Source organism: Streptomyces sp. NPDC111507 (genome assembly GCF_055638955.1).
In genome coordinates this window covers 114640-133325 of record NZ_JBVKBU010000013.1, presented here as the reverse complement: position 1 = coordinate 133325, position 18686 = coordinate 114640, and the positions used below count along the sequence as shown (strand labels likewise).

Below are 18686 nucleotides of genomic sequence, written 5' to 3'. Positions count from 1 at the left end.
GGGTCATCGAACACGGCCCGCCGCCAGCACCACCTGGGCCAGCTCCCGGTGGCAGATGTCGCTGTGGGCCCCGCTCGGGGGCCCGCCGCGGTTCACCACCGCGCACGCGTCGACGTTCACGCACCCCGACACCGGCAGCTGCCCGCGCAGCGCGTCGGCGAGCGTGAACGACTTCGTGCCCTCCACCGCCTGCACCCCGTCGTGTCCCATCGCGCCCCAGCGGGCACCCAGGAGGTGCCCGGGGTCGAGGTCGACACCCAGCACCGAACGGTCGTCGTCCGCCATCCGGGAGGCCAGCGGATAGATCGTGCCGAGCGCCGTGTCGAAGTGGGAGTAGCAGCACACCAGGGGGCCGTCGACGCGGCTCTGCAGACCGCGCAGCGCACCGCTCGCCCCCGGGTCGCCGGGCAGTTGCGCGGCGAACGCGTAGTGCGAGAAGGCCCCTTGGAGCAGCGTCACGGACTTCACCGTGCGTACGCCCTCGGGCAGTCCGCGCAGCGCGAAGGAGACCAGCCGTCCGCCGAAGCTGTGTCCGACCAGGTGCACCCGCACCCCGGGCGCGGCGGCCGCGAGCCGCCCGAGCGCGCGCCCGAGCCCACGCTCGCCCACCGTGCCTGCGCGCCGCTTCATGGCGTAGTAGGTGGCCTGGCGCAGCAGTTCACGCGCCCCGTCCCAGGGCCGCGGCAGGGAGAAGGTCTCGCCGGAGGCCGTCATCCCGGCCAGCGCCTCGGCGAACTCGCCGCACACCGTGGCCGTGTCCCCGAAGAGCATCGCCGGGTCGCCCTGCGGGCCGCCCTCCGCGAGCGTGTCCGCGGCGAAAGCGGCCTGCGGTCCCTGGGGTGGCACCTCCACCAGCAGCCGCACCAGGCGCCCGAACTCCTCCAACGAGGCTCCCTCGTCCGGCTGTTGGTCCAGCAGGCGCGCGATCTGCTCGACGACCGTCGCCCGGCCGGGGAACACCTCCAGGAGCGCGTGCCGGGTGTCCTTGTCGAGCGCGGTGCGGGCGGCCGCGGGCACGTCGGCGGCCACCGACCGGGGAAAGCCGGGGATCGGCTCGTCCGAGAACCGCATCGAGGGCCACACCACACCGACGTAGCCCAGACGCGCGTGCGGCGCGAGACCCGGCACGGGCGCGAAGAACTGGCTGTAGAGGCGCGTCGCGCCGGAGCGGTCGTTGTTCCAGCCGTGCGCGAAGACGATCAGGTCACGCACTGCGCGCCCGGGCACCTCCGCGAGCAGCCGGTCCCTTTCCCGGCCGTCCACGTCCCCGTCCGCGTCGAAGGTCAGCTCCCAGTAGGGAGAAACACTGACTGCCGGATCCGCCATGGCAAGCCCCCTCGTCCCCCGAAGGCGGTGCGATGTGGGCGCATCGTCCTACCGGGGGCGAGGATTGGCCATACGTCACGACTCAACCGCGGAAAAGAAATTCTTTCCGCTCATCCGTAGAGAAGATATTCCTTCCGGATCTTTTGGAAGGCCTTCAGCTCGTCCTGCCAGGCGGCCACGACCTCGTCGGTCGTCGCCCCCGCGTCGATCATCGTGCGCACCCTGGCGGAGCCGGTCAGCTTGTCGATCCAGTTGTCCGAGCGCCAGGCGAAGCCGCTCCAGACCTTCTTGGCGGTCACCAGGAGGGCGATTCCGGTGCGGACGGGGTCGTACGCGGCCCGGTCGTGCACATGGATCTGTACGCCGCCGATCGTCTTTCCCTGGAACTTGGAGAAGGTCGGAGCGAAGTACGCCTCCCTGAAGCGCACGCCCGGGACCTTGAGTCGGTTCGCCTCCAGAGCCCATCGGCCGTCGATGCCCTCCGCGCCCAGCAGCTCGAACGGACGGGTCGTGCCGCGCCCCTCCGACAGGTTCGTCCCCTCGAAGAGACACGTTCCGGAGTACACCAGGGCGGTGTCGGCCGTCGGCATGTTCGGGCTCGGAGGCACCCACGGCAGGCCGGAGGCGTCGTAGAAGTCCGACCGCTTCCAGCCCGACATCAGTACGGTGGTCAGCTCCACCGGCGCCGCCAGGAACTCCCCGTTGAACAGCCGCGCGAGCTCCGCCACCGTCATCCCGTGCGCCTGCGCGATGGGCTGCCGCCCGACGAACGTCGCGAACTCCTTGTGCAGCACCGGGCCCTGGGCGGCCCGTCCGGTCACCGGGTTCGGCCGGTCCAGCACCACAAAGCGCTTGCCCGCGAGCCGGGCCGCCTCCATGCAGTCGTACAGCGTCCAGATGTACGTGTAGAAACGCGCGCCCACGTCCTGGATGTCGAAGACGACGGTGTCCACGCCGGAGGCGGTGAAGACGTCGGCGAGAGGCTTGCCGCTCTTGAGGTACGTGTCGTAGACCGGGAGTCCGGTCGCCGGGTCGTCGTAGCGGCCCTCGGAGCCGCCGGCCTGCGCGGTGCCGCGGAAACCGTGTTCCGGGCCGAAGACGGCGGTCAGCTCGACGCGGGGGTCGGCGTGCATCACGTCGACGATGTGGCGAACGTCTCTGGTGACACCGGTGGGGTTCGTGACGACGCCGACACGCCGGCCGTGGAGGGCGGCGTAGCCGGACGCCTGGAGCTGCTCGAAGCCGGTACGGAGGGGGTCGGTATGGGATGTCGTCCTGGTGGGGGTGGTGCGGGTGGTGGGGGTCGCCGCGAAGGCGGCGGTGGCGGTGGCCGTGGCGGTGGCGGTGAGGAGGGCTCGGCGGGAAGGGCGCATGGGGGGACCTCCGTGATCGCGGAAGGCTGGCACCGGCACGTTAGGCGCTCCCGCGGAGAGTTCGTAAGCGGCGGGCCGTATGTGGCCGGTCGCGCCCACGCGGCGGAGCCGCATACACGGCACGGCCCCGCGCCCCCGTGAGGGCGCCCCTTCCCTCACTACATACCGACTGGTTAGTCTGGGGTCGCAGCTGAGCCGTGTTGCGTCGCGTCGTGTCGAAGGAGACCGATGGTGGAAGCCGTGCAGGATGCGGGAGTGGTCGTCACCGGGGCCGGAGGCGGTATCGGAGCCGCGCTGGCCCGTCGTTTCGCCGCCGAGGGGGCCCGGGTCGTCGTCAACGACCTGGACGCCGCCAAGGCGAAGGCCGTGGCCGAGGAGATCGGGGCGATCGCGGTTCCCGGCGACGCGTCCGCGATCGTGGCCGAGGCCCGGGACGCCCTCGGGGGCACCATCGACGTCTACTGCGCCAACGCGGGCCTCCCCTCGGCCGGCAGTGAGTCGGCCGACGAGAAGGTCTGGGCGCTCGCCTGGGACGTCAACGTGATGGCGCACGTCCGGGCGGCCCAGGAGCTGCTCCCGGCCTGGCTGGAGCGCGGCAGCGGCCGGTTCGTCTCCACCGTCTCCGCCGCCGGACTGCTCACCATGATCGGCGCCGCGCCCTACAGCGTCACCAAGCACGGCGCGTACGCCTTCGCCGAGTGGCTGTCGCTGACGTACCGCCACCGCGGCGTGAAGGTGCACGCGATCTGTCCGCAGGGCGTGCGCACCGACATGCTCGACGCCACCGGCAGCGCGGGCGACCTGGTCCTGCAGCCCACCGCCATCGAGCCCGAGGCCGTCGCCGACGCGCTGTTCGCGGGGATCGAGGAGGACCGCTTCCTGATCCTGCCGCACCCCGAGGTCGCCGGGTACTACCAGGTGCGGGCCGCCGAACCGGACCGCTGGCTGACGAACATGAACCACCTCCAGCAGAAGTGGGAGGCGACCCGGTGACCACCTACGCCGACCGGCCCTGGGTGGCCCTCCTCAATGACGCCCAGAGTGGCCCGGTGAGCCCGGCCGACTCCCTGGTGCACGCCCTGCGCGGCGCCGTGGCGGACGCTCCGGACCGCGCCGCGCTCGCCTACTTCGACGGGCGGCTGAGCTACCGCGAGGTGGACGAGCTGAGCGACTCCGTCGCCGGGCATCTCGCCGCCCGCGGTCTGGAGCGCGGCGACCGCGTCGCGATCCTGCTCCAGAACTCCCCGCACTTCGTGCTCGCGCTGCTCGGCGCCTGGAAGGCGGGCGCGACCGTCGTGCCGGTCAACCCGATGTACAAGTCCGGCGAGGTGCGCCACGTCCTGCACGACGCGGACGTACGCGCCCTGGTGTGCTCCGACCGCGCGTGGGAGTCGTATCTGCGCGAGACGGCCGCCGACTCGGCCGTGAGCGTCGTCCTCACGGCATGCGAGTTGGATTTCCAGACTCGGGGCGACGCGCGAGTGCTGACCTTCGAGCGGCTGCCGCAGGCCGCGGACGCCGACGATCTGGTGGCGGTCGCCCGGGCGGGCCACAAGGCCCCCGCGGGGCGTGACGCGGAGCCCTCCGACATCGCGCTGATCAGCTACACCTCGGGGACGAGCGGCACCCCCAAGGGGGCCACCAACACGCACGGCAACATCATGTACAACGCCGAGCGGCAGCGGACGGGCCTCGGGCTGCCGGAGGCGCCCGTCTACTTCGCGATGGCGCCCCTGTTCCACATCACGGGGATGGTCTGCCAGCTCGCCGCCTGCCTCGACAGTGTGGGCACGCTCGTCCTCGCCTACCGCTTCGAGGCGGGGGTCGTCCTCGACGCGTTCGCCGAGCACAGGCCGCTGTACACGGTCGGCCCGTCGACCGCCTTCATGGCACTCGCGGCGCATCCGGCGGTCACGCCCGACCACTTCGCCTCCTTCGTGAACATCTCCTCGGGCGGCGCGCCACTGCCGCCGGCTCTGGTGGAGAAGTTCCGGGCCGGCTTCGGGCCCTACATCCGCAACGGCTACGGACTCACCGAGTGCACCGCGCCCTGCGCCTCCGTACCGCCGGGCCGGGAGGCTCCCGTCGACCCGGTCTCGGGCACGCTGGCCGTCGGTGTGCCGGGCCCCGACACGGTCGTACGCATCGTCGACGACCAGGGCCAGGAGGTGCCCTTCGGCGAACAGGGCGAGATCCTCGTACGAGGCCCCCAGGTCGTGCCCGGCTACTGGCGTCGCCCCGAGGCCACCGCCGAGACCTTCCCGGACGGTGAGCTGCGCACCGGCGACATCGGATTCATGGACCCCGAAGGCTGGCTCTACGTAGTCGACCGCAAGAAGGACATGATCAACGCGTCCGGCTTCAAGGTGTGGCCCCGCGAGGTCGAGGACGTGCTCTACACGCACCCCTCGGTCCGGGAGGCGGCCGTCGTCGGCATCCCCGACGGCTACCGCGGTGAGACCGTGAAGGCCTACATCAGCCTGCGGCCCGGCGCGGACGAGGACCCCGACGCGCTCGCCGCGTACTGCAAGGAGAGACTGGCCGCCTACAAATATCCGCGGCATGTGGAGATCCTGCCCGAGCTGCCGAAGACGGCGAGTGGCAAGATCCTCCGTCGGGAACTGCGTTCCCGTCCCCAGGACTCTCAGTAGACGACGCGTTTCACCGGACAACGCTCGAAAGGCAGGTGGCGGCAGTGCCCAGGACGACGGACGGAGACGGTACGCCCGTCCCGCAGCGGCTCTTGGCCGCCGCCACCAGGCTCTTCGCCGAGCAGGGCTACGACCGCACATCCGTGCAGGAGATCGTGGAGGCGGCGGGCGTCACCAAAGGCGCGCTGTACCACTACTTCGGCTCCAAGGACGACCTCCTGCACGAGGTGTACGCGCGTGTGCTGCGGCTTCAGCAGGAGCGGCTGGACGCGTTCGCCGATGCCGACGCGCCGGTCGAGGAGCGGTTGCGGGGTGCCGCCGCCGACGTCGTCGTCACCACGATCGACAACCTCGACGACGCGGCGATCTTCTTCCGCTCCATGCACCACCTCAGCCCCGAGAAGGACAAGCAGGTGCGCGCCGAGCGCCGCCGCTACCACGAACGATTCCGCGCGCTCGTGGAGGAGGGCCAGAAGAAGGGCGTCTTCTCCACCGCCACCCCGGCCGACCTGGTCGTCGACTACCACTTCGGCTCGGTGCACCACCTGTCGACCTGGTACCGCCCCGACGGCCCCCTCACCCCCCAGGAGGTCGCCGACCACCTGGCCGACCTGCTGCTGCGCGCGCTGCGGCCGTAGTCCCTTTCAGGGGCGCGGGGAGGGAACCGCGCGATCTTCTGCGGGGGTCTGGGGGCGCAGCCCCCAGGGGACGGGAACGGGTAGGGGCGGTGGGGGCGAAAGAGCCCGTCACCGCCCCACCGGACCGGACGGTCACACGTACTTCTTGATCTCCCGTCGCGCCAGCGACCGCTGGTGCACCTCGTCCGGGCCGTCCGCGAGCTTCAGCGTCCGCGCGCTCGCCCACAGCTCGGCCAGCGGGAAGTCCTGGCTGACACCGCCCGCGCCGTGCAGCTGGACCGCCTTGTCGAGGATGTCCACGACCGTGCGCGGGGTGGCGATCTTGATGGCCTGGATCTCGGTGTGGGCGCCCCTGTTGCCGACGGTGTCCATCATCCAGGCGGTCTTCAGGACCAGCAGACGCAGCTGTTCGACGGCGACGCGCGCGTCCGCGATCCAGTTCTGGACCACGCCCTGCTGGGCGAGCGGCTTACCGAAGGCCGTACGGGACACGGCCCGACGGCACATCAGCTCGATCGCCCGCTCGGCCATGCCGATCAGCCGCATGCAGTGGTGGATGCGGCCCGGGCCGAGCCGCGCCTGGGCGATGGCGAAACCGCCGCCCTCCTCGCCGACGAGGTTGCTCACCGGGACGCGGACATGGTCGAAGACGACCTCCGCGTGCCCGCCGTGGGAGTGGTCCTCGTAGCCGTACACCTGCATGGCGCGCCTGACTTCGAGCCCCGGGGTGTCGCGCGGGACCAGGACCATGGACTGCTGGCGGCGGATGTCCGGCCCGTCCGGCTCCGTCTTGCCCATCACGATGAAGATCTTGCAGTCGGGGTTCATCGCCCCGGAGATGTACCACTTGCGGCCGGTGATGACGTAGTCGTCACCGTCGCGTTCGATGAGCGTGGTGATGTTGGTGGCGTCGGAGGAGGCCACCTCCGGCTCGGTCATCGCGAACGCCGAGCGGATCTCACCGGCGAGCAGCGGCTCCAGCCACTGCTTCTTCTGCTGCTCGTCGCCGAACTGCGCGAGCACCTCCATGTTGCCGGTGTCCGGCGCGGCGCAGTTCAGCGCGGTGGGTGCCAAGTGCGGGCTGCGGCCGGTGATCTCGGCGAGCGGCGCGTACTGGAGGTTGGTCAGCCCGGCGCCGTACTCCGCGTCGGGCAGGAAGAGGTTCCACAGGCCCTGCCTGCGGGCCTCCGCCTTCAACTCCCCGACCACGGCGGGCGTGTCCCACGGAGAGGCCAGCCGGGCGCGCTGCTCCTCCGCCACCGCCTCCGCCGGGTAGACGTACTCGTCCATGAAGGCGAGCAGCTTCCCGCGCAGTTCCTCGGTACGCGCGTCGAATGCGAAGTCCATCTCGGATCAGCCTTCCTGAAGAGTGGTCAGACCGTGCTCGATGAAGAACGGGACCAGTTCACCGATGCGGTCGAAGCCGGCGCCGACCGTCTGGCCGAGCGTGTAGCGGTAGTGGATGCCCTCCAGGATCACGGCGAGCTTGAACCAGGCGAACGCCGTGTACCAGGCGACGTCGGACACGTCGCGCCCCGAGCGCGCGGCGTACCGTTCGATGATCTCGGCCGGGTCCGGGTGCCCGGCGGCCGAGGCGGTCGTGCTGATGGGGGAGTCGGGCAGGTCCAACGGCGCGCTGTACATCACCAGGAGGCCCAGGTCGGTGAGCGGATCGCCGAGCGTGGACATCTCCCAGTCCAGAATCGCCTTGATCCGGTCGTCCTCACCGATCAACACGTTGTCGAGCCGGTAGTCGCCGTGCACGACGGAGGGCGCGGGGGAGTGCGGCAGCTCACGGCCGAGGGCGGCGTGCAGTTCGTCGATCCCGGCGAGCTCACGGTTCCTGGAGGCGTCCAGCTGCTTGCCCCAGCGGCGCAGTTGCCGGTCGAGGAAACCCTCGGGGCGCCCGAAGTCCGCGAGGCCCACGGCTGCGGGGTCGACGGCGTGCAGTTCGACGAGTGTGTCGACGAGCCCGAGCACCGCGTCCCGGGTGCGCTCCGGGCCAAGCGGGGCGAGCTGCTCGGCGGTGCGGTACGGGGTGCCGACCACGAACTCCATGACGTAGAAGGGCGCGCCCAGCACCTCCTCGTCCTCGCACAGCAGCACCGGACGCGGTACGGGGACGGCGGTCGGGTGCAGCGCGCTGATGACGCGGTGCTCGCGCTTCATGTCGTGCGCGGTGGCCAGTACGTGCCCGAGCGGGGGCCGTCGGACGACCCAGCTCGTGGTGCCGTCCGTGACCGCGTACGTGAGGTTCGACCGTCCGCCCTCGATCAGCCGGCCGGTCAGCGGGCCGTGCACCAGACCGGGCCGCTCGCCGTCGAGCAGGCCGCGCAGTCGGTCGAGGTCGAGACCTGGCGGGTGGTCGGGACTCATCACTTCTCCTGCACGCCGGGAAATCGGGACGTGACCATGATGCCGACCAGTCGGTATGTCGTCCAGCGCCCGGACGAAACGTGATCGGCGTCTCCCTCCGGGAGCCGGGGGGAGACGCCGGGGCGCGCTTGCGTCCGGTGGCTGTCCCGGACGGGCCCTAGTGGTCGTCCCAGTGGCCGTCGTGCTCGGCGTGGCGGTGACCGTCGTGCAGGTAGTCGACGTGGTCGCCGTGCGCGACCGCCGGGTGCCCGCAGCCCTCGCCGTGCCGGTGGCCGTGCTCGCCGTGCGCCGTGTGGCCGCTCGGCTCGCACTCGTCCCAGTGACCGGAGTGCTCCCGGTGCAGATGTCCGTCGTGCGCGTAGTCGACGTGGTCCCCGTGCGGCACGGCGGTGTGCCCGCAGTCCGGGCCGTGCGTGTGCGCGTGGGTCGGATGCTCCACGTGAAGGGTGGTCATGGTGCTCGCCTTCGTGAGTGGCGTGAAATGACGGCTCAGGCTAGCGCCAGAAAGAACCGCATTCATCGTCATTTGCACCCTTACGCCCCATTTGATCCTGATCAGAACACCAGTGCTACCGCACACACGGCCAGGGCGACCGTGCACAGGGTCGCCGCCGTCGCGTGCCGCGGTGCAAGCGCGGGCGGACCGCCGGGGCCGGGTGTCGCGAGCACCCGGATGCGCCGGTGCGCGAGCGCCAGGAAGCCCAGCCACAGCGCGCAGCACAGGGCGCAGGCCGTCACATCGATCGCCGACGGACCGCCGTGCAGCGCCGCCTTCGCCGCGAGGACCGCGGCGACGGTGCTCGACAGGGTCGTACGCCGCCACGCGAGCCGCGTACGCTCCGGCTGCAGCCCCGGGTCCCGCTCGGGACGGTGCTGGGGGCCGGGCACGGTCACCCTTCCCAGCCGACGAGGACGACGACGACCATCGCGACGGCCACGATCGCGACGGCGATGCTCAGCAGTGCCGGGAAGCGCGACACGGGAAGGTCCTCCCCGCGGCGCATCGCGCGCTCGCAGCGCACCCAGTGATTGACGGCGCGCAGCGAGCAGAGCACGCCCGCCGCCAGCAGGGCCAGCGCGAGGCCGACCCGCCAGCCCCAGCGCAGGTCCGGCAGGAACTGATCCACGGCGAAGCCGCCGCCGATCAGCGCCAGCGCGGTGCGCAGCCAGGCCAGGAAGGTCCGCTCGTTCGCCAGCGAGAACCGGTAGTCGGGCGTGACGCCCTCCTGCCGGACCTCCTCGGGTGCGAACCACAGCCGGACGTTCCGCACGAATTCGATCACGCCATCGACCCTACCGGGGGCCCGGCGGGGGCTCAGTCGGTGCCCGTCGCCCGGTAGTCCTTCAGGCGCTCGTACGCCGCCAGGCCGTCCGGCACCCACGTCCAGTCCGTCAGGCGCCGCTCGACCTCCTCCTCGGTGAGGAAGTCGTGCCAGGCGACCTCCTCCGCCTGGGGGTTCACCGGGAGCTCACAGCGGACCTCGTAGACGGCCGACCACCAGGTCCGGGCGGAGCCGTCGGCGTAGAGGAACTTGAAGAGGGGGACGGGCTGAGGGAGTCCGCAGACCCCGAGTTCCTCCTCGGCCTCGCGCAGGGCCGCGCGGTCGTAGGACTCGCCCGCGCCCACGACCCCGCCGACGAACATGTCGTACAGGGAGGGGAAGACGAGCTTGGTGGGCGTGCGGCGGTGGACGAAGAGGCGGCCCCGGGCGTCCCGGGCCTGGATGAACACGCAGCGGTGGCGTAGACCGCGCGCGTACGCCTCGCCGCGCGGGGACTGCCCGACGACCACGTCGTTCTCGTCCACGATGTCGAGGATCTCGTCAGCGGCGCTCATGGCCCCATCCAAGCAGCCGTCGGCACCGGGTGCGGTGCGTGCCGTCCGTGCGGCCCGGCGCCGCCGTACGCCCTCAATGCGGCTGGAGGTCCCGTACCGACTCGGTCCTGGGGGTGCCCGTCGGCATCGCGGGGTGCATGCCCAGCAGGACGATTCCCGCCACGATCGCCGCGAGCCCCGCCGCTTCCCAGGTGAGTGCCCCCACGTCCGTGTGCAGCTTGTCCCCGAGGAAACCCACGCCGCACACGATTCCGGCGAGCGGCTGGGCGGCGGTGAGCGCGGGCAGCGACATCCGCAGCTCCGCCGTCTCGAAGGCGCTCTGCACCAGTACGAGGCCCGTCACCCCGAGCGCGAGCACCCCGTACGGCTGCCAGCCGGTCAGCAGCTCATTCCAGCCGCCGGCTCCGAACCGCTCCCCGCTGACCCGGGTGAGCGCGTCCTGCACGCCGTAGAGCAGCCCCGCGGCCAGCGCGAGCAGGACGGGCGCCGCGGTCATCCGGGAACGCTTGGCGTAGGTGGTGAGCAGCAGCGCGAGCCCGATCATGATCCCGATGATCAGCCAGTGCCGCAGCGGATCGGTCACCGAGTCGCCGCCCTTGGGCTTGCCCGCCACGATGAACGCCGTGACCCCGCCCGCGAGCAGGACGAGGCCCGCCCAGCCCTGGCGGCCCAGGGGGTGCTTGGTCTGGTGGCGGGTGAGCGCGAGCGCGAAGAGCAGGTTGGTCGCGAGGAGGGGTTCCACCTGGGAGATCTCGCCCTTGCCGAGGGCGACCGCGCCGAGGATCATGCCGCACACCATGAGTCCGATGCCGCCCAGCCAGCGGGGCACCCGGATGAGGTCGAGCAGCAGGCGCGGGGAGAGGAAGTCGCTCAGCGGGGCGTGCGAGGCGGCGTTCTGCTGGAGCACGAAACCGAAGCCCAGACAGCAGGCCGCGCTCACCGAGAGGATCAGAACGAGAACCGACACGCTGGGTACCTCGATACGTTCGGGTGAGCACGGGTCACGGGCGCGTATTGCCGCCGACTGTAGTGCCATCGACCGTGCCCTGCCCACGGGAGTAACCGGAACCGGGCAGTTGACTCGGTCACTCTTCTTGCCGAAGGATCTGACCGATCAGTAACAACGGCTGGTCGAGCGGCGTCCCTGCCAGTTCGACCGGTACCGGTGCCTGATGTCTTCCGTACCACTGTCTCATCAACCAACGACGATGCCGCCGGCTCGTGACGAAGCCGACAGAAGCCGACCGGAAACGTCGGCAGGCCGAGAGGACGGGCCCATGGCCTACGACGCAGATGTGATCGTGATCGGAGCGGGCCTCGCGGGGCTCGCCGCGACCGCGGAGCTCGTCGACGCGGGCCGCAAGGTGATTCTCCTCGACCAGGAGCCGGAACAGTCGATCGGCGGCCAGGCCCACTGGTCCTTCGGCGGACTCTTCTTCGTGAACTCGCCCGAGCAGCGCCGGATGCGGATCAAGGACAGTCACGCGCTCGCCCTCCAGGACTGGACGGGCACGGCCGGCTTCGACCGGGCCGAGGACCACTGGCCGCGCCGCTGGGCCGAGGCGTACGTGGACTTCGCGGCCGGTGAGAAGCGGTCCTGGCTGCACCAGCAGGGGGTCCGCTTCTTCCCGGTGGTCGGCTGGGCGGAGCGCGGCGGCTACGACGCCAACGGCCACGGGAACTCCGTGCCGCGCTTCCACATCACGTGGGGGACCGGGCCCGGAGTGGTCGAGCCCTTCGAGCGGCGGGTACGCGCCGGGGTCGCCCGGGGGCTCGTCCAGCTCAAGTTCCGCCACCGGGTGACCGGGCTGTCCCGCAGCGCGGGAACCGTCGACACGGTCACCGGGGAGATCCTGGAGCCGTCCGGCATCGCACGCGGGCAGGCCAGCAGCCGTACGGTCGCCGGGGCGTTCGAGCTCAAGGCGCAGGCGGTGATCGTCACCTCGGGCGGCATCGGCGGCAATCACGACCTGGTCCGCGCGAACTGGCCCGAGCGGCTCGGTACGCCGCCCGAGAAGATGGTCGCGGGCGTCCCCGCGCACGTCGACGGCAAGATGCTCGCGATAGCCGAGGAGACGGGCGCGCGCCTCATCAACCGCGACCGCATGTGGCACTACACCGAGGGCATCCAGAACTGGAACCCCATCTGGGAGAACCACGGCATCCGCATCCTGCCGGGCCCGTCCTCCCTCTGGCTGGACGCCCGCGGGAACCGGCTTCCGGTACCGCTCTTCCCCGGCTTCGACACCCTCGGCACGCTCGAACACATCATGAAGACCGGATACGAGTACACGTGGTTCGTGCTCGACCAGAAGATCATCGGCAAGGAGTTCGCGCTCTCCGGTTCGGAACAGAACCCGGACCTGACCGGCAAGTCGATCAGGGACGTGATCGGCCGGGCACGCGCCGACGTACCGGGCCCCGTCAAGGCGTTCATGGACAACGGCGCGGACTTCGTCGTCGAGAAGGATCTGGGCGCCCTGGTGCGCGGCATGAACGCTCTCACCAAGGAGCCGCTGATCGACGAGGCCGCACTGCGCCGCGAGATCGTCGCCCGCGACCGGGAGATCGCGAACCCGTTCACCAAGGACCTCCAGGTGACGTCGATCCGCGGCGCCCGCAACTACCTCGGGGACAAGCTGATCCGTACGGCCACCCCGCACCGCATCCTGGACCCCAAGGCGGGTCCGCTCATCGCCGTCCGCCTCCACATCCTCACCCGCAAGAGCCTGGGCGGCCTGGAGACCGACCTGTCCTCGCGCGTACTGACGGAGGGCGGCGACCCGCTCTCCGGTGTGTACGCGGCAGGTGAGGCGGCCGGCTTCGGCGGTGGCGGGGTCCACGGCTACCGCTCCCTGGAGGGCACCTTCCTCGGGGGCTGCCTCTTCTCCGGCCGCACAGCGGGACGAGCGGCCGCCGAGGCGGTGAGCTGACCCTCGGAGGTGTGCCCGCGTTCCGCTCCGGTGGGCCCGGCTCCGCAGGGGACCGTTCCGTGGTCGGGTTTCAGCCGTGCCCCGGATCGCGGGGAGCCGGGGCACGGGCGCGGCCCGGCCCCCGCGGGGAGTCGAGCTCGCCCCCGGAGAGAGCCGTCCCACCAGCCCGTTCCCGTCCCGGAGTGCATGCGAGGGAACATCAACTCTGCGCCATTCACGGGTAGTTGTAGCGTGCAGCGGACTGATCGGGCCTTGACGTAAACCCTCAGCCAAGGGTTTGCTGTGCGTGATCTCCCCTTGACTAGCCGCGTCTGTGAGGAAGCCCCGCGGTGTCGCCACCCCCGCCACCCCCTCCTCCCCTCGGCCGTGGCCGCAAACGCGCGGTCCACGCCTTCGACGCCGCGCTCGACGACTCCGAACTCGTCGCCGCGCGCGCCTCGTTGGCCCAGGGACGATGGACCGCGGTCCGCACACTGCTCGCCGCCACCGGCGACGACTGGGACCGCCGCGGACACCGCGTCACCGTCCTCGCCCAGGAGCCCGCCGCCCTCGCCTGGGCCCGTGACTGGCAGCTCGCGGAACCCGAGTCCGCCGACGCCGCCGTGCTCCTCGCCTGCGCCACCGTCCAGCGCGCCCTGCACGGCAAGGACCGCCCGGAGCGGGCCCGCGAGGCCTGCGACACCGCCGCCGCGCTCGCGCCCGCCGACCCGACCCCCTGGCTGGGCCTGCTGATACTGGAGCGTGCGCGCGGCAGCGAGGGCGACGTGGTGCGGCTCTTCGACGAGGTGCGCCACCGCTACCCCGAGCACCACCACGCCCACCACCTGATGGTCGCCCGCCTCGCCGAGCGCCGCGCCGAGGCCGGCCAGGACCCCCTCCACGAGGTCTACGACTTCGCGAACTGGGCGGCCGAACAGGCGCCCGCCGACTCTCCGCTCGCGATGCTGCCCGTCGTCGCGCACGCCGAGCGCTATCGCGTGCTGGCCGGCGCCGGCAGCGAGTCCACCGACCCGGCCGCCTCCGGGCACTGGGTCGGACGCCGGGCCCGACAGGTGATGAAGGCCGCCTTCGACTGGTGGCTCGAGTGGGAGCGCGAGGACCATCCCCGCCGCCATCTCGACCTCAACTTCCTCGCCCACGCCAAGTTCTGCGAGGGCCGGGGCGCCGAGGCCGCCGCCCTGTTCCACCGCATCGGCCCGCACGCCACCCCGGAGCCGTGGTCGTACCCGGACCGCGAGCCGTACCAAGCCTTCCGTGCCGCCCGCGACAGCGCCCTCGGCACGGTGTGACCCCACCCACAAGAAGTCGAGAAACCCGAAAGGACGGCCCCGCGATGACGACGGGCAGTTCGAGCACCTCGAGCAGTTCGAACACGGGTAGACCCGCCACGGCCGGTGGCGCCATCAGCACCTTCAAGGGCCAGGACCGCGCCCTGCACGCGGGCCGGCTCGGTACGGGAGGCCTGCTGCTCTCCGTCCTCGCGGCGACCGCGCCCCTCATGGTGGTCGCGGGTGTCATGCCCACCACATTCGCGGTGATGGGCATCGTCGGACAGCCGCTGCTCTTCGTCATCCTCGGCGTGGTGCTGGTGCTCTTCAGCGTCGGGTACGCCGAGATGAGCCGCCACGTCCACAACGCGGGCGCCTTCTACGCCTACGTCGCCCGCGGTCTCGGCGGCACCGCGGGCGCCGGCGCCGCCGCGGTCGCGCTCGTCGCCTACAGCGCCCTGCAGTTCGGCATCTACGGCATCTTCGGCTTCGAGGTCTCCGGGCTGTTCGCCACCTACGCCGACGTCGAGGTCGCCTGGTGGATACCGGCGCTGATCGCCGTCCTCGCCGTCGGCGCGCTCTCCTGGCTGAAGATCGACGTCAACGCGCGGGTACTCGGCGTCCTCCTGGTCGTCGAGGTGGCGCTCGTCGTCATCTTCGACATCGCCGCCGTCGCCGACCCCGCCAAGGAGGGCCTCTCCCTGCACGCCTTCAACCCGGACACGCTCACCGGGGCGGGCGTCGGCACCGCGCTGTGCTTCTGCATCGCGGCGTTCACCGGCTTCGAACAGGCACCGGTGTACGCCGAGGAGACCAGCCGCCCGCACATCCTCGTCCCGCGCGTGATGTTCCTGGCGATCGGCTTCGTCGCTGTCTTCTTCGCGCTCAGCTCCTGGGCGCTGACCGTCGCCGCGGGCCCCTCCGGGATCGTCGGGGCGGCGCAGAAGCAGAGCGCCGGACTGCTGTTCTTCCTCACCGAGTCGCGGCTCGGGGGCACCTTCACCGACGTCCTGCACGTCCTCTTCGTGACCGGCATGTTCGCGGCGCTGCTCAGCTTCCACAACGTCGTCGCGCGGTACGCCTTCGCCATGGGCAGGGAAGGACTGCTGCCCTCCGCCTTCGGCCGGACCACCGGCTCCAGCGGCGCGCCCGGCACCGGCTCGCTGCTGCAGACCGGCGTCTCCGCGATCGTGCTGATCGCGTTCGCCGTGACCGACGACAAGCCCACCGGCGACCCGACCGCGCCCGTGCTGCACCTGTTCACCTGGGCCGGCAACGTCGGCGCGCTCGGCGTCATCCTGCTGATGGCGGCGGCCTCGCTCTCCGTGATCGTCTTCTTCGCCCGCCGCGGCGCCGCCCGCGCCCAGGCCTGGCGCCTGGCCACCTCGGCGATCGCGGCAGTCGCCCTCCTCGTGATCGCGGGCTACACGGTCAAGGACTTCGACATCCTGGTCGGGGCCGGTCCGGACTCCACGCTCAGCTGGCTGCTGCCCGCCCTGATCGCGGCCGCCCTGGTCGTCGGCCTGGTGCAGGGCCTGGTGCTGCGCTCCCGCAAACCTGAGGCGCACGCCCGTATCGGCCTGGGCAACGAGGCGTTCCAGCTGGACAAGGCGGCGGAGTCCACCGCCTGATCCGGAGCCCCGATTCGGAGCCCCGATCCGGGACTCCTGTTCTGAGAAGTGTGTGAGAAGTGGTTACGGAAGTCTGACGAGCACCCGCTGCCGCTGGCCTCAAGGGGGTCGCGGGTGCTCGTATGGGTGTGTGAACCCTGAACAGCCCCCACGGCGGGGACCGGACCGGTCCCGGGAACGCCCGGCGGAGGACCCGGAAGCCTCCGGCGCGCCCATCGGCCGCCGGCTCCTGCTCGGCACGCTCGGACTCGGCGCCTTCGGCGTGCTGGCCGCGCCCACCCTGCAGCGCGGCCTGGAGTCCCTCTTCGCCGACGACCCCACGGGGCTGACCGGCCTGCTCCCCAACGGCGGCGGTTTCCGCTACTACTCGGTGACCTCCTCCGTCCCGCACAAGGACGCGTCGAACTACCGCCTCACCATCGACGGCCTGGTCGACCACCCCCGCAGCTACACCCTGGCCGACCTCAAGGCCCTGCCGCAGACCCGGATCGTGCACGACGTCCAGTGCGTCACGGGCTGGCGGGTGCCCGGTACCCCCTTCGAAGGCGTACGGCTGTCCCATCTCCTGGACGCCGCCGGGGTCCAGACCAAGGGCCGAGCGATCCGCTTCACCTGCTTCGACGGGGCGTACACCGAGAGCCTCACGCTCCAGCAGGCCCTGCGCCCCGACATCCTCGTGGCCCACCGCATGCAGGACAAACCCCTCGGCCACAACCACGGCGGCCCGGTCCGCCTCTACGTCGCCCCCATGTACTTCTACAAGTCCGCCAAGTGGCTCTCCGGCATCACCGTCACCGAGGACGTCCGTCCCGGGTACTGGGAGGACCGTGGCTACGACGTGGACGCGTGGGTCGGCCGCTCGAACGGACGCGACGATGCACCCACGAGTTGACGACACCCCGACCCTCGCCGCGCCCGCGCCGCGCGTACGGCGCTTCAGCCACGCCGAACGCTGGGTGCACCGCGTGACCGCCCTGCTGATGGGGATCTGCGTGGCGACGGCGGCGTGCCTGTACCTGCCGATGTTCGCCGAGCTCGTCGGCCGCCGTGAGCTGGTGGTCAGGATCCACGAGTGGGCCGGCCTGATGCTCCCGGTACCGGTCCTGGCGGGCCTGGTCTCCCGCGCCTTCCGCGCGGACCTCGGCCGCCTCAACCGCTGGGGCCCGCACGACCGTACATGGCTGCGCGCGGCGCTACGACGGGACCGGCGCCCCTCGTCCCGACCCGCGGCCAAGTTCAACGCGGGCCAGAAGACCTACGCCGCCTGGATCGCCGGCGCGACCCTGGTCATGCTCGCCACGGGGCTGCTGATGTGGTTCACCCATCTCACCCCCCTGATGTGGCGCACCTCGGCGACCTTCGTCCACGACTGGCTGGCGCTCACGATCGGTGTCGTCCTCGCGGGCCACATCGGCATGGCCCTCGGCGACCCGGAGGCCCGCCGCGGCCTGCGCACGGGCTCGGTGAGCCGGGAGTGGGCGGAGCGCGAGCATCCCCTCTGGCGGCCCTAGGCCCTGTCGTCGCAGGGCAGACGGGAATGTGACGACAGGGCCTAGGCCCTGTCGGGTGTGCCGGGGGACTGCTGCGGCCCCCGGCACACCGCCTGGCCCTGCTCGACCTCGAAGTCCAGGAGCACCTTGCACGAGCGGCTGCGGTCCGCGGCCAGGGTGAACGCCGACTCCGCCGCAGCGAGCGGGACCACCGCGCTGACCAGGGAGTCGAAGCGCGGTTCGGCCGCGAGCAGGACCAGCGCGTCGTCGAACTCCTCGTCGAAGCGGAACGCGCCCCGCAGCTCGATCTCCCGGCTCACCACCAGGTTCCCAGCGAACGGGCTCTGGCCCGGCGGCAGCATGCCGAGCTGGACGACGACCCCGCCGCGCCGCACCAGGCGCAGGCAGGTGTCGAGGCCCGCGGCCACCCCGGACGCCTCGACGGCCACGTCGACCTCGGTCGGCCACCCGGGATCGGCGGGATCGTCGGCCAGTACCACCGCGTCCGCGCCCGCCGCGACGGCGTACGACAACGCCTGCGGCAGCAGGTCCGTCACGGTCACCCGGGCCGCGCCCGCGGCCTTCGCGGCGGCCACCACGAGACAGCCGATGGGCCCGGCCCCCGTCACCAGGACATGCCGGTCCTTCACCGCACCGGCCCGTCGGACGGCGTGCAGCGCCACCGACAGCGGCTCGGCGAGCGCCGCCCGCCGCAGCGGGAGCCCCGCGGGCAGCTCCCGCAACTGCCGGGCGGGCACCACCACTCGGGCGGCGAACCCGCCCTGCACATGCGGGGTGCGCGCCGCGCTGCCCAGGTAGCGGGTGTCCCGGCAGACGTTCGCCCGCCCGTCGGCGCACTCCGGGCACACCCCGCACGGGGTCGCCGGGTGCACCGCCACGGCCGTACCCGGCGCGGGACCGGTGGCCCCGTCGCCGTACGACAGCACCGTCCCCACGACCTCGTGGCCCAGCACCATCGGCTCGCGCAGCCGGAAGTCCCCGACGCCGCCGCGGCGCCAGTAGTGGAGGTCCGACCCGCACACCCCGCCGTACCGGACGGCGACGAGTGCCTCGCCGGGCCCGGCGGAGGGGACCGGCAGTTCGTCGACCCGCAGGTCACCCTGCCCGTGAATCACACAGCCGAGCATCGTCAGGCCCCTCTC

The 18686-nt window shown here is 71.7% G+C and carries 18 protein-coding genes; 8 read left to right on the top strand and 10 right to left on the bottom strand.

What is annotated here, in order from left to right; all coding sequences use genetic code 11:
* Positions 1-3 precede the first annotated feature (3 nt).
* Both ACZ7M2_RS37780 and ACZ7M2_RS37775 read right to left on the bottom strand, forming a co-directional pair.
* Positions 4-1326: a serine-threonine protein kinase gene (locus ACZ7M2_RS37780; RefSeq protein WP_471599113.1), complete on the bottom strand. Its 1323-nt coding sequence runs from the start codon at positions 1324-1326 to the stop codon at positions 4-6.
* A gap of 110 nt (positions 1327-1436) precedes the next feature.
* Positions 1437-2699, bottom strand: coding sequence for an exo-beta-N-acetylmuramidase NamZ family protein (locus tag ACZ7M2_RS37775; RefSeq protein WP_471599112.1), 1263 nt, complete (start codon positions 2697-2699; stop codon positions 1437-1439).
* Positions 2700-2927: 228 nt separating this feature from the next.
* On the opposite strand from ACZ7M2_RS37775, the gene ACZ7M2_RS37770 reads away from it, so the two are divergent.
* From ACZ7M2_RS37770 to ACZ7M2_RS37760, 3 genes are read left to right on the top strand one after another with little or no spacing between them, the layout of a single operon-like run.
* Positions 2928-3692, top strand: coding sequence for an SDR family oxidoreductase (locus ACZ7M2_RS37770; RefSeq protein WP_352050922.1), 765 nt, complete (start codon positions 2928-2930; stop codon positions 3690-3692).
* Positions 3689-5350, top strand: coding sequence for a class I adenylate-forming enzyme family protein (locus ACZ7M2_RS37765; protein ID WP_352050921.1), 1662 nt, complete (start codon positions 3689-3691; stop codon positions 5348-5350). Before ACZ7M2_RS37770 ends, ACZ7M2_RS37765 begins: the two co-directional genes overlap by 4 nt.
* Positions 5351-5394: 44 nt before the next feature.
* A complete protein-coding gene (locus ACZ7M2_RS37760; protein ID WP_054231210.1) occupies positions 5395-5988 on the top strand; it encodes a TetR/AcrR family transcriptional regulator in 594 nt (197 codons plus the stop codon).
* A 132-nt stretch (positions 5989-6120) separates the two neighbouring features.
* Here ACZ7M2_RS37760 and ACZ7M2_RS37755 read toward each other — a convergent pair whose 3' ends face one another.
* The 7 genes from ACZ7M2_RS37755 to ACZ7M2_RS37725 all read right to left on the bottom strand — a co-directional run bounded on the left by ACZ7M2_RS37755 (position 6121) and on the right by ACZ7M2_RS37725 (position 11168).
* Positions 6121-7335, bottom strand: a complete 1215-nt coding sequence (locus tag ACZ7M2_RS37755) for an acyl-CoA dehydrogenase family protein (protein ID WP_471599111.1) — start codon at positions 7333-7335, stop codon at positions 6121-6123.
* Between the two features lie 6 nt (positions 7336-7341).
* Complete coding sequence (locus ACZ7M2_RS37750; RefSeq protein WP_352050919.1) at positions 7342-8364, bottom strand: phosphotransferase family protein; 1023 nt, start codon at positions 8362-8364, stop codon at positions 7342-7344.
* A gap of 157 nt (positions 8365-8521) precedes the next feature.
* Positions 8522-8818, bottom strand: coding sequence for a hypothetical protein (locus tag ACZ7M2_RS37745; protein ID WP_403701772.1), 297 nt, complete (start codon positions 8816-8818; stop codon positions 8522-8524).
* Positions 8819-8919: 101 nt separating this feature from the next.
* Positions 8920-9258, bottom strand: a complete 339-nt coding sequence (locus ACZ7M2_RS37740) for a DUF202 domain-containing protein (RefSeq protein WP_471599110.1) — start codon at positions 9256-9258, stop codon at positions 8920-8922.
* Positions 9255-9647, bottom strand: a complete 393-nt coding sequence (locus ACZ7M2_RS37735; RefSeq protein WP_054231108.1) for a YidH family protein — start codon at positions 9645-9647, stop codon at positions 9255-9257. The genes ACZ7M2_RS37740 and ACZ7M2_RS37735 overlap by 4 nt, the downstream gene beginning before the upstream one ends.
* A 32-nt stretch (positions 9648-9679) precedes the next feature.
* The gene (locus tag ACZ7M2_RS37730; RefSeq protein ID WP_471599109.1) at positions 9680-10201 is read right to left on the bottom strand and encodes an NUDIX hydrolase; all 522 of its coding nucleotides are present in this window, start codon (positions 10199-10201) and stop codon (positions 9680-9682) included.
* 73 nt (positions 10202-10274) lie between these two features.
* Complete coding sequence (locus ACZ7M2_RS37725) at positions 10275-11168, bottom strand: DMT family transporter (protein WP_471599108.1); 894 nt, start codon at positions 11166-11168, stop codon at positions 10275-10277.
* A 310-nt stretch (positions 11169-11478) separates the two neighbouring features.
* Here ACZ7M2_RS37725 and ACZ7M2_RS37720 point away from each other — a divergent pair, with 310 nt between their 5' ends.
* The 5 genes from ACZ7M2_RS37720 to ACZ7M2_RS37700 all read left to right on the top strand — a co-directional run bounded on the left by ACZ7M2_RS37720 (position 11479) and on the right by ACZ7M2_RS37700 (position 17544).
* Positions 11479-13134, top strand: a complete 1656-nt coding sequence (locus tag ACZ7M2_RS37720) for an FAD-binding dehydrogenase (RefSeq protein ID WP_471599107.1) — start codon at positions 11479-11481, stop codon at positions 13132-13134.
* Between the two features lie 329 nt (positions 13135-13463).
* Entirely contained in the window at positions 13464-14423 is a 960-nt protein-coding gene (locus tag ACZ7M2_RS37715; RefSeq protein ID WP_471599106.1) for a hypothetical protein, read from the top strand.
* A 44-nt stretch (positions 14424-14467) separates the two neighbouring features.
* Positions 14468-16033, top strand: a complete 1566-nt coding sequence (locus ACZ7M2_RS37710) for an APC family permease (protein WP_471599105.1) — start codon at positions 14468-14470, stop codon at positions 16031-16033.
* 130 nt (positions 16034-16163) lie between these two features.
* A complete protein-coding gene (locus ACZ7M2_RS37705; RefSeq protein ID WP_471599104.1) occupies positions 16164-16925 on the top strand; it encodes a molybdopterin-dependent oxidoreductase in 762 nt (253 codons plus the stop codon).
* Positions 16909-17544 carry a cytochrome b/b6 domain-containing protein gene (locus ACZ7M2_RS37700; RefSeq protein ID WP_054231115.1) on the top strand — a complete coding sequence of 212 codons (636 nt, stop codon included), beginning with the start codon at positions 16909-16911 and terminating at the stop codon, positions 17542-17544. The genes ACZ7M2_RS37705 and ACZ7M2_RS37700 overlap by 17 nt, the downstream gene beginning before the upstream one ends.
* Positions 17545-17585: 41 nt before the next feature.
* Here ACZ7M2_RS37700 and ACZ7M2_RS37695 read toward each other — a convergent pair whose 3' ends face one another.
* Positions 17586-18671, bottom strand: coding sequence for an L-idonate 5-dehydrogenase (locus ACZ7M2_RS37695; RefSeq protein ID WP_471599103.1), 1086 nt, complete (start codon positions 18669-18671; stop codon positions 17586-17588).
* Positions 18672-18686: the final 15 nt, after the last annotated feature.

Bases quoted from the DNA above. Each gene is read 5' to 3' on its own strand.
- ACZ7M2_RS37720 (WP_471599107.1), top strand. From the start codon at position 11,479: ATGGCCTACGACGCAGATGTGATCGTGATCGGAGCGGGCCTCGCGGGG.
- ACZ7M2_RS37750 (WP_352050919.1), bottom strand. From the start codon at position 8,364: ATGAGTCCCGACCACCCGCCAGGTCTCGACCTCGACCGACTGCGCGGC.
- ACZ7M2_RS37710 (WP_471599105.1), top strand. From the start codon at position 14,468: ATGACGACGGGCAGTTCGAGCACCTCGAGCAGTTCGAACACGGGTAGA.
- ACZ7M2_RS37695 (WP_471599103.1), bottom strand. From the start codon at position 18,671: ATGCTCGGCTGTGTGATTCACGGGCAGGGTGACCTGCGGGTCGACGAA.
- ACZ7M2_RS37775 (WP_471599112.1), bottom strand. From the start codon at position 2,699: ATGCGCCCTTCCCGCCGAGCCCTCCTCACCGCCACCGCCACGGCCACC.
- ACZ7M2_RS37780 (WP_471599113.1), bottom strand. From the start codon at position 1,326: ATGGCGGATCCGGCAGTCAGTGTTTCTCCCTACTGGGAGCTGACCTTC.
- ACZ7M2_RS37745 (WP_403701772.1), bottom strand. From the start codon at position 8,818: ATGACCACCCTTCACGTGGAGCATCCGACCCACGCGCACACGCACGGC.
- ACZ7M2_RS37770 (WP_352050922.1), top strand. From the start codon at position 2,928: ATGGTGGAAGCCGTGCAGGATGCGGGAGTGGTCGTCACCGGGGCCGGA.
- ACZ7M2_RS37755 (WP_471599111.1), bottom strand. From the start codon at position 7,335: ATGGACTTCGCATTCGACGCGCGTACCGAGGAACTGCGCGGGAAGCTG.
- ACZ7M2_RS37730 (WP_471599109.1), bottom strand. From the start codon at position 10,201: ATGAGCGCCGCTGACGAGATCCTCGACATCGTGGACGAGAACGACGTG.
- ACZ7M2_RS37700 (WP_054231115.1), top strand. From the start codon at position 16,909: ATGCACCCACGAGTTGACGACACCCCGACCCTCGCCGCGCCCGCGCCG.